This is a genomic window from Spirosoma luteum DSM 19990, from assembly GCF_000374065.1.
In the GTDB taxonomy this organism is placed as follows: Bacteria; Bacteroidota; Bacteroidia; order Cytophagales; family Spirosomataceae; genus Spirosoma; species Spirosoma luteum.
The window spans coordinates 1-2,859 of record NZ_KB893294.1; the positions used below are offsets into that span (position 1 = coordinate 1).

The 2,859-nt window shown below is 46.6% G+C and carries 4 protein-coding genes; 1 reads left to right on the forward strand and 3 read right to left on the reverse strand.

What is annotated here, in order from left to right; translation table 11 throughout:
• On the forward strand, positions 1 to 195 hold a 195-nt coding region (locus tag B156_RS32010; protein ID WP_018622458.1), incomplete at its 5' end, for a response regulator.
• Between the two features lie 196 nt (positions 196 to 391).
• On the opposite strand, the gene B156_RS0124585 is transcribed toward B156_RS32010, so the two are convergent.
• The 3 genes from B156_RS0124585 to B156_RS0124595 form a co-directional block, all read right to left on the reverse strand.
• A complete protein-coding gene (locus B156_RS0124585) occupies positions 392 to 670 on the reverse strand; it encodes a hypothetical protein (protein WP_018622459.1) in 279 nt (92 codons plus the stop codon).
• Positions 671 to 749: 79 nt separating this feature from the next.
• The gene (locus B156_RS0124590) at positions 750 to 1,646 is read right to left on the reverse strand and encodes a DUF5712 family protein (RefSeq protein ID WP_018622460.1); all 897 of its coding nucleotides are present in this window, start codon (positions 1,644 to 1,646) and stop codon (positions 750 to 752) included.
• A gap of 21 nt (positions 1,647 to 1,667) precedes the next feature.
• Complete coding sequence (locus B156_RS0124595) at positions 1,668 to 2,309, reverse strand: BfmA/BtgA family mobilization protein (protein ID WP_018622461.1); 642 nt, start codon at positions 2,307 to 2,309, stop codon at positions 1,668 to 1,670.
• Positions 2,310 to 2,859: the final 550 nt, after the last annotated feature.

Sequence of the window (2,859 nt, forward strand, 5' to 3'; positions counted from 1 at the left end):
GGGTATCAAACTCTGGTAGCTTTAAAGCAACAAACTGAATACCGGTCCATTCCAGTAGTGATAATTAGTGCTGATGCGTCTCACTTGGAAATCAACAGTTTTTATGAAACCGGAGCTAGGACTTATTTGCCAAAAGCTATGGATTTTAATGCCCTTAAGGAGACGATATTAACCGCCTGCCAATATGCTAGCTAACCCCTTAAATCTTGTTTTAATCCCTTAACATAAGAAACCTTATACAACAACCCTCAGAATAGTACCAAAAAAACAGGGTATAAAAAGAGGGTGGTGACATACGATGTCACCACCCTCTTTTTATGCAATGAGATTTGCTGCCACAGAGCCCTTCTCTTGATAACTCTAGGCTATTGGTTTTATGTTCTCACAGTTTTTAAGAAAGTGATATAAAGCCCGACTCTAGGGCTGCCAGTCTACCAAGAACTTTCTGGTGAAGTGCCTGCATCCTTTCGATAGCGCCCCATTGCCGATTTAAGTGGATCGTATGGGCTTCCAGTAAAGCCGACTTTAGGGCAGGGTCGCTTTGCAATGCCTGAGCTTGATTATACTTCTCTTGGGATGTGGCCAGCGTTTGATCAAAACGGCGCAAATGGCTTTCGATCTCAACGAGACGCTTACGACAAGAATCTAGGTTCAACGGACTGGTTGCCATAGGGGCATAGGGTAGTTTTTACTAAAAACCCTCTGGCTTCATTTTGTTTAGTGGACTTGTCCAAATCCGATTAAACAGCTCACAGACCCATTCCTAAACTTCGGATACGGCCTTGTTGGCGCTCAATGGCTCGCTCTTGCTGAATACTCAGTTCTCGTTGCTGACTTAGCTCCATTGCCTTAGCTTGCTCTAGCCGTAACTCTTCAGCCCGCCGTAGATCGGCGGCTAGCTGTTGCTGTCGCTCGTGCTGCGTATCGCGTAACTCCAGCGTCATAGCCGCTCGTTCCTGCACGGTGCCGTTGCTCATCGTATTCTGATACCGGAAACTCTCTTCCAATTCCCGGCGGTAGTTCAGTTGGGTATCAAAGGCTACCTCACTGCGCTCTTTGAAGGCGACCCGATTAAACTGGCCGAACTTATGCCCATGCTCGGCACTCTTGCCCTGTCCACGATGATTCGTCATCGGACTCAGTAGGCGTTGGTTGTGGCTGTCCTTGCGGCTAACAATGATCTGCACGTGCATTTGGTGGCCAGTCTTGGCCTCACCCCGCTGGCTCAGTCCCTGCTTTACTTCCGGATCAGTCCACTTGTAGCCCCGGTTGTACTCGACCTTGCCGTACCACTTCACATCATCGGGGCCTAACCCTTTCTGAAAGTTGGCCGCATACTCAGCCATTACCCCACGGGCGTAGTCTTTCAATTTCTGGGGATTGTTGCCGATGTGCTGTAGCTCTTTTTGGGAGGGGCTGATATTGACCAAATAGAACTTGGCTTCGCTCTGTTTGAGTTTGGCCGTGTTAGCGTCAATGTCCTGACGCACCTCGTAGGGCCGTAGATCGTCGCGGCCTTGGTTGAACCACAATTCGGCCTTGTGTTCGGCTTTCAAGTTGTTTTCTTTCTCCAGGTACTCCACGAGCTGGCCACAACTGCCGGCATTGCTGCCGCTGCTGCTGGCTGTGATATTGACGTGCGGCATAGTTGAAAAGGAAAAAAAGACTTACAAATTGTCGATCTGAGTACGGATATGGTCCTGCAAATCCTTCACGGCTCGCCCATTGGTCAGCGCGTTCAGGGCTTCCCGCTGCTGAATGTAGGTATCCAACAGGCTGCGAAACTTGGCTTTTAAGACGTTTTTAGACGCGCGGTGTGATTTGCTCTCACTTTGGTGCGTTCGTGTCTCTGAGAGCAATTCTACCAGCGTAGCGGCCATCTCTTCGTACTTCTCCTCTAGATCCTTCTGCTTTTTGAGTAAAGCCGCCTGTTCAGCCTTCCGCTCGGTTTGCGATTTCAGGTAAAAGCCGTGAATGTAGTTTTCCTCGTCGAAGGAAAACAAAGCGGCAAACTGGTCTTGCAAGGTGGCCAGGTTACGTTTCAACTCGCGTCCATCGGCCATCATAGGCGTTAGAGCCTCTTTCTCCTGAGTTTTGATGAACGAAATGATCCGATTGATCCCTTGGCTCAGCTCTTTCTTGAGCAATTCGTCGTTCAGATCGCCCGGATCTTTCTGGGATTTGTAGAAATAGTCCACCATCTGCCCAAACAGCTCTTGCTTACTGCGCCCTAGTTTATCACTTAACTTGCTGAATTTCAGGTCGGTATCTCCACCGAACCGGACTGACTTATTCGCTTTTACCTCCATAATTAAGCAGCTGAATATACTAAAAACAGCCTTTAAACGCTAAAATAAGGTATTTTTTACTAGGAATATACTTTTTGCTTACTAACTAATAGTAAAAATATTTACTAACTAATTGATTATCAGATTAGACACCTCGTAGAGCAAGCATGAATTATCGCGCAGCGTAATTTCCGCTTGCTCTTTACAAGACCGCTTCGCGCTTTGTTTTTTCGTCGCTTCGCGCTTTGTTTTTTGTTATTTTCTTCCCCGTCGTTTTTTCTCCCCTTTCCACCTATTTCTTTAGTTAACTCTTTTTTACTTTCTAAACCGTATCTGTCAATCCACTTCCTGGCGGCTTTCCCTCGCGCGCGTACGTACATGCCCGTACGCGAGACAAGTGATTGTGTATTCTAACAAATCACTTGTTAAACACTTGAAGGGGCAAAATAGAGCTTATAACTATCAGATTTTCAGACTTTTACAGTGTGGATAACTTTAATAAAGTAAGGTTTGGACCCTAATAAAGTAAGGTTTAGACCCAGAAACAGGCTTAATAAAGTAAGGTTTAGAC